This window comes from Clostridium chromiireducens (assembly GCF_002029255.1).
In the GTDB taxonomy this organism is placed as follows: Bacteria; Bacillota; Clostridia; order Clostridiales; family Clostridiaceae; genus Clostridium; species Clostridium chromiireducens.
This window is the reverse complement of the sequence record NZ_MZGT01000132.1, coordinates 1-7,111: the sequence shown is the minus strand read 5'-3', so window position 1 is coordinate 7,111 and position 7,111 is coordinate 1. Positions and strand designations below refer to the sequence as shown.

The window sequence follows — 7,111 nt, the reverse complement described above, 5'->3', positions numbered from 1 at the left end:
GAATAAGAATCTAATGATAAATTTTCAATTATAATTTTTATAAAAGTTATTGACAAAAAGAAATAAAAATAATATATTATAACAAAGCAAAGTAATTCTATAAGAATTAACGGATATAGATTGTTGTTATATTTAGTAAATCTGACTGGAAAACTAGAGGATATACTTCTAAACGTAGAAGTATATCCTCTTTCTTTGTATAAGAATATAAAAAATTTATGAGAAGTTTACTTAAATAAATATTAACGACGATACTTTTATCGTCGTTAAAAGTAACAGGGTAATTAATGTAAAGAGGTAAATATTTTATATGGAGGAGTGAAAGTATTGAAATATATCATAAGTGGAATTATATATGGATTAAGAGATAAATTGATTTATTATTTATTTAGTTGAAGAATACTATTAATCTGACTGGAAAACCAGAGGATATATTTTAAAAAGAATATATTCTCTTTTGCTTTTTATAGAAAGAATTTTTTAAGTTCATAAAACATAATTTCTCTAAAATAAATAGTTTTATATTAGATTTCTTAAAGGAGGTGATACCATGCCTAGATACTCAGTAAAAATAATATGCATCCAAGGATGCTAGAAGATTGTTTTTAGGCTTATATATAAGTTTTATTTAGGAACTTATATATAAGCTGAATTTGAATTTATAAGAAAAGTTTACAAATAAATTATGTATTAAGTGAGGGGAGAAAAATAATATGAAAAATTTAAAGAGGTTAATACCACTAACATTAGTATTTGCAATTGCTTCTTCAATTACAGGCTGTCAAAAAAATACTGCACAATCAGTAAATGCAGAATATAAGTATGGAAAATTGAAAATACAAGCTCTTAGTGGAGCAGTTTGTGGAGCTCCATCTTATATTGCCTTCGAAAAGGGATTTTTTAAAGAAGAAGGTTTAGATGTTGAACTTGTTAGTGGGACTTTAGATGAAAATAAAACTGGGCTTGCAACTGGAGAATTTGTTGTAACCAATGGAGATTTTCAGTGGTTTCCATCAATACAACAAGGTATGAATTTAAAAATTATTGGTGGATTACATAAAGGATGTATAAAAATTGTATTACCACCAAATTCACCGATTAAGACTGCAGCAGATCTTAAAGGCAAGAATATAGGTGTTGATGAAATTGGAGGTACACCTATGTCAGTTGCAACAATTGTCCTAGCTAATGCAGGAATAAATCCACAAACTGAAGTAACGTGGAAACCATACCCTTTAGATCAATTAAATGAGGCTGTTAGTAAAGGTGAAGTAGATGCCTTTGCTGCCTGGGATCCATTTGGAACACTTGCTGTCGAAAATAATGGATATAAGGTGCTTACTGATATTTCAACTGATCCTCTTTTTGCAGGAAAAAGCTGTTGTTTCCTATATGCAGGTGAAAATCAAATAAAAGAGAATCCAGAAAAGGTTAAAGCTATTGCAAGAGCATATCAAAAGGCAGATGCGTGGATAAAAGAACATCCCGAAGAAGCTGCTAAGATAGAAATTGATAAAAAATATATAGCATCAGATAATCTTAAACTCGTAACAGAGTTAATTAAATCTTATGATTTTGAGTATACAACAGATAGTGCAAAGGACGATATTAGTTATTTTGTAAAGAAGCTGGATAAGACAGGATTCTTAAAAGATAACACAGATCCCACACAATTTGCTAACGATACTTATTATGATATTTTGAACAAATAAATTTGATAGGAGTTGTGTATATGAATTTACAAGAAGCAAATATTATAAAAGCTGAAAATACAACTAATATTATTGATTTTAGAAGAAATGAAAGAAAGGTTAAAGTGAAGTCAAAACCATTTGATGCTCTATACTGGAAGCCAAGCTCAACATTGTGGAGGATTATTAATATCTTAATCTTTGCCTTAGCACTTCTTGTTAGTTTTATAATCCCATTAAAACAAAGTGTAATTTTAGATCCATACAGATTTTTTTTAACGATTTTAATAGCTTATTTTATAGTTATAAATGTAATAGCGCTATTCAATTCTAAAATTAAAGCTAAAGTAAATCATAATGCACAGCTATATTCAGGATTAGGTTTAGTACTAATAATATGGGATCTATTAACAACAAAATCAAATGCATTGCCTCTGCCTTTCTTTCCAAGCTTTGCTCAAATACTTCAAGTTATAGTTGAGGATTATGGAACGCTAGTAGTAAGCACAGGTCATTCAATGAGACTTTTAGTTATAGGTTTTACTATTGGAACAATTTTGGGAATAACAACTGGAGTATTAATAGGATGGTATAGGCAATGGCATTATTGGATATTTCCAATAATAAAGATAATTGGGGTTGTACCAGCGACTGCATGGATTCCTATTGTAATGTTTATATTTCCTTCAAGTTTTTATGCACAAATATTCTTAATTGTTATCTGCGTATGGTTTCCAGTTGCATTTATGACGTCATCAGGAATCGAAAATTTACCGAAATCATACTTTGAAGCAGCAAGAACTTTAGGTGCTAAGGAAGAGTTTTTAGTGTTTAAAGTTGCGATTCCAGGTGCAATGCCATCAATTTTTACAGGAATTTATACAGCTACAGGAATCTCATTTGCAACCTTAGTGGTTTCCGAGATGATTGGTGCAAAGGCTGGACTAGGATGGTATATAAACTGGGCAAAAGGGTGGTCTAATTATGCAAAAGTTTATGCCTCAATAATAATAATGGCAATAGTTTTTTCAGTAGTTATGGCAATTATTTTTAAAATTAGAGACAGAGTATTATCATGGCAAAAGGGGTTGTTAAAATGATAGAAGAAGATAGCAAACAGTTTGGCTCAATTAGTGTAAAAAATGTTTATAGGACTTATATCGATGCTAATGGAAATGAGGTTGAAGCTCTAAAAAATATAAACATTGAAATACAACCTGGAGAGTTCATATCTTTCATAGGACCTTCAGGATGTGGAAAAACAACTCTTATGAGGCTTATTGCTGGGTTAGATGAGGCTCAAGAAGGTGAACTGTTTTTGGATGGCGAAAAAATTGAAGGAACCAATCATGAACGGGGATATGTCTTCCAGCAAGCGAATCTATTTCCTTGGGCTAATATCGAAGACAATATATCGGCAGGTCTTAGGGCAAGAAAGATATATAAAGAACACAAAGAAGAGGTCGCGCACTATATAGAGATTGCTGGGCTTAAAGGATTTGAAAAGTCATATCCACATCAAATATCAGGTGGAATGGCGCAAAGAGCTTCATTAGTTAGAGCCCTTATTAACAGTCCTAAAGTTTTATTATTAGATGAACCACTAGGAGCTTTAGATTCATTTACAAGGTTTACGCTTCAAGATAAGCTCTTAGAATTGTGGAAAGAAAGAGAAACTACAATGATTTTAGTTACGCATGATGTGGATGAAGCAGTGTATTTAAGTGATCGTATTATAATAATGTCTCCTAGACCAGGAAAAATAGAAGAGATAATTAATGTGAAATTAAGACGACCAAGAAATAGGACAAGTGATGAATTTCTTGTTTTACGTAAAAAAATATTAGAAAAACTAAATTTAGTAAGTAAGTCTAAAGATTTAGAATATTACTTATAGTTTTATGAGGTGATGCCTTTGATTGAAAAAACTACTATGAGAATAGAGGGAATGACATGTACATTATGTACAATAATAATAGAGAATGCAATTAAACAGTTAGACGGAGTTATAAATATTCAAGCAGGTTATGCTAATGAAAAAGTAAATATTGAATATGATAATGAAAAAATTTCTCTTTCGAAGATAAAAGATAAACTTAAAAAAAGTGGGTACTACTTATATGATCTTGATGAAAAAATTATACAAAGCAGCAACAAAAGAAGTGAGGTTACTATGTTAAGAAATTTGGTGATAATATCATTTATTTTAACAAGCCCAATGATAGTAATGATGATACTTAATGGAGCCAGTGATTGTTGCATATCGTTTGATATTTTAAGTAAATCTAGTTTTGGTAAGTTAGTAGAGAATTTAAGATACAAAACGCTATTTCTTCATGATTGGAAATTGCAGCTTTTATTAGCAACACCAGTTCAATTTATAATAGGTTCAAGATTTTATAAGAAAGCCTATTTTGCGTTAAAGTCTAAAATTTTTAATATGGATGTACTTATAGTAATAGGTACAACTGTAACGTACTTGTATAGTTTATATGTTTCATTATTTGGAGCAAAAAATGCGTCAGGAATGAAAAATGTTTTTTATGAATCTTCTATGGTTGTTATAACTCTTGTTCTATTTGGAAAATATTTGGAGGAAATAACAAAAGGAAGAACTTCAAGAGAGATAAAATCTCTAATTAAACTTCAAGCTAAAACCGCCAGGATTGAAAAGGATGGATTAGACAAAGATATTCCAATAGAAGAAGTTAAGCAGAAGGATAAAATTATAGTAAAGCCAGGAGAAAAAATACCTGTAGATGGCATAATATGCGATGGAAATTCTTCAGTAGATGAATCAATGATAACAGGTGAAAGTAGATTAGTAGAAAAAAGTATTGGAGATGAAGTTGTAGGTTCTACATTAAACATGTATGGAACCTTTAAGTTTGAAGCAACAAGGGTTGGAAGTGAAACAAAATTCGGGGAAATATTAAAGATAGTAGAAGAAGCGCAAAATAGCAAAGCTCCAATTCAAATGTTGGTGGATAAAGTATGCAGTATTTTTGTTCCTTTAATTATATTAATTTCAATAGCTACATTTATAATTTGGTATTTTATTATTTTAAATGGAAGTTCATATTTTTTATCAAAAGCTATAATGTATGCTGTAGCTGTTTTGGTAGTATCATGTCCATGTGCTCTGGGTCTTGCAACTCCAACTGCCATCATAACTGGGATGGGAAGTCTTGCAGAGGAAGGGATATTAATAAAAAATAGCGCTATTATAGAAAAAATATGCAAATTAAACACAATAGTATTTGATAAAACTGGAACTATTACAACTGGTGATCTAACTATTGATGAAATAATATTCGTAGGCAATAATAGTGCGAAGGAAAAAGAAAAAATTCTTAAACTTATTGCTATTGCTGAAAAGAAATCAGAGCATTTAATAGGTAAAGCTATATACGAGAAAATCAAAAATGATATTTCAATGGAATTAGAAGATCCAAATAACTTCAAGGCAAATCCTGGACGTGGAGTAATTGCTTCTTACAAAGGCAATGAAATAATTATTGGAACTGAAAAATTTGCTAAGGAGCAAGGAATCTATATAGATAATCAGCTAATTAATCTGATGAAAAATAAAGGCTATGATTATAGTAAAACGGTAATTGTAGCGGCAATAAATAATGATTGTAAATGTGCATTATTTATAACTGATACTATAAAGGAAGGTTCTAAGGAAGCAATCATAGAACTAAAAAATAAAGGGATAGATATAGTTATGCTAAGCGGGGACAATAAGCAGTCATCTAAAGAAATTGGAGATAAAGTAGGTATTGCTAATGTTATTTCAGAAGTGCTTCCAGATGAAAAAGGAGAAGTAATTAAGAAATTAAAGAACGAAGGGAAAATTGTGGCCATGATAGGTGATGGAATAAATGATGCGATTGCATTATCAATAGCAGATGTCAATATCGCCATGGGAAATGGGACGGATGTAGCTATAGAAATAGGAGATGTAATTATATTAAAGAACAATTTGATTGCGATTCCAAGCGTAATTAAGAAAGCAAAAAAGATACGAAGAAAAATTGTTGGGAATTTAATTTTTGCTTTTATTTATAACATAATAGCTATTCCTTTTGCAGCTACAGGGCATTTAACTCCAGCAATCGCAGCAGTTACGATGTCTGCTAGCTCTTTATCTGTTCTTTTAAATTCATTAAGCTTAAAGAAGTGTTTAAAAAATAAATAGCCTGTAATTAGAGAGGAGGATTACATATGAGTGAGTGGGTAAGTGAAGTTATAAATTTTTTTGAAAATATTTTACTACTTAAATATTTGCCAGAGTTAAATACAAGTACAAGCTATGGAATGATATTTATATTTGGATTATTGAGCTCTTTTCACTGCATCGCCATGTGTGGAGGATTTACAATATCTCAAGTATTAGATAGTGAAGCAGATGATAAGAAAAAATTAAGAGGATATTTATTATATAATTCCTTAAGAATAATATCATATACATTAATCGGAGGAGTTGCTGGAGGAATTGGGAGTATATTTGGATTTACTGGTATCCTTAAAGGTATTATTCCTATAATAGGTGGAATATTCATGATAGCTACAGCTATGAATCAGTTGGGGTTCTTAAAATTTTTAAGAAAATTTAATGTAAATCCTTCTTTGAAAATCATAAGAAAAGTTGGGCATGGAAGAAAATATGATGCGATATTTTTAGGGATGATTAGTGGAATAATGCCATGTGCACCTCTCCAAATCGTACAATTATATTCAGTAGGAACCCAAAATATAATAAGTGGAGCTTTAGTCATGTTCTTATTTGGATTAGGTACACTTCCTGTATTATTAATCTTTGGAGCTATAAATTCATATATAGGGAGAAGGTATACGGCTAAACTTGCTAAAATTGGAGCTGCATTAGTATTTATTTTAGGATTTTCATTAATAAATAGAGGTCTTTCATTGTTTGGAGTTGATGCTGTAGAGATGAAAATGGAAACAAAAAGTTCAAATAAGGTTTATACATCATTAATAAATGGAGATAGCCAAAATGTAATTATGGAACTTGAAAAATATTCATTTCCAGAGATACGTATTCAAAAAAATATACCAGTAAAATGGACTATAAAGGTAGTAAAGGATAATTTAAATGAGTGTAATAATGAAATTGTTATTCCCAAACTCAATATTGATAGTAAGCTTATAGAGGGAGAAAATACCATTGAATTTCTACCGACCGAGAAAGGTGAAATAGCATATACATGTGGAATGGGCATGATAAAAAGTAAAATAATAATAGTTGATAGTATAAAATAGATACAAAAATAATACTATAATAATACTATAATATAAAATTTATTAAAATACTATTGACTAAATATATTTGTATGGAATATAATAGCAATATAAACATTACAATAGGAATCCATGCAGTCGCTGGTACAACC

General features: G+C 30.1%; 5 protein-coding genes. All 5 read left to right on the top strand.

Annotated features, from left to right (window positions below):
- Nucleotides 1–713 precede the first annotated feature (713 nt).
- Genes CLCHR_RS23520 through CLCHR_RS23500 form a run of 5 tightly spaced genes read left to right on the top strand, consistent with a single transcriptional unit; the run spans nucleotide 714 to nucleotide 6,980 of the window.
- Complete coding sequence (locus CLCHR_RS23520) at nucleotides 714–1,712, top strand: ABC transporter substrate-binding protein (RefSeq protein WP_079442368.1); 999 nt, start codon at nucleotides 714–716, stop codon at nucleotides 1,710–1,712.
- 20 nt (nucleotides 1,713–1,732) lie between these two features.
- Nucleotides 1,733–2,791 (top strand): ABC transporter permease, encoded by a 1,059-nt coding sequence (locus tag CLCHR_RS23515; RefSeq protein ID WP_079442366.1) that lies wholly within the window; start codon nucleotides 1,733–1,735, stop codon nucleotides 2,789–2,791.
- The gene (locus CLCHR_RS23510; RefSeq protein ID WP_079442364.1) at nucleotides 2,788–3,588 is read left to right on the top strand and encodes an ABC transporter ATP-binding protein; all 801 of its coding nucleotides are present in this window, start codon (nucleotides 2,788–2,790) and stop codon (nucleotides 3,586–3,588) included. Before CLCHR_RS23515 ends, CLCHR_RS23510 begins: the two co-directional genes overlap by 4 nt.
- A gap of 12 nt (nucleotides 3,589–3,600) precedes the next feature.
- Nucleotides 3,601–5,895, top strand: coding sequence for a heavy metal translocating P-type ATPase (locus tag CLCHR_RS23505; protein WP_242966190.1), 2,295 nt, complete (start codon nucleotides 3,601–3,603; stop codon nucleotides 5,893–5,895).
- Between the two features lie 26 nt (nucleotides 5,896–5,921).
- On the top strand, nucleotides 5,922–6,980 hold the full coding sequence (locus CLCHR_RS23500) for a sulfite exporter TauE/SafE family protein (protein WP_079442360.1): 1,059 nt from the start codon (nucleotides 5,922–5,924) through the stop codon (nucleotides 6,978–6,980).
- Nucleotides 6,981–7,111 lie beyond the last annotated feature (131 nt).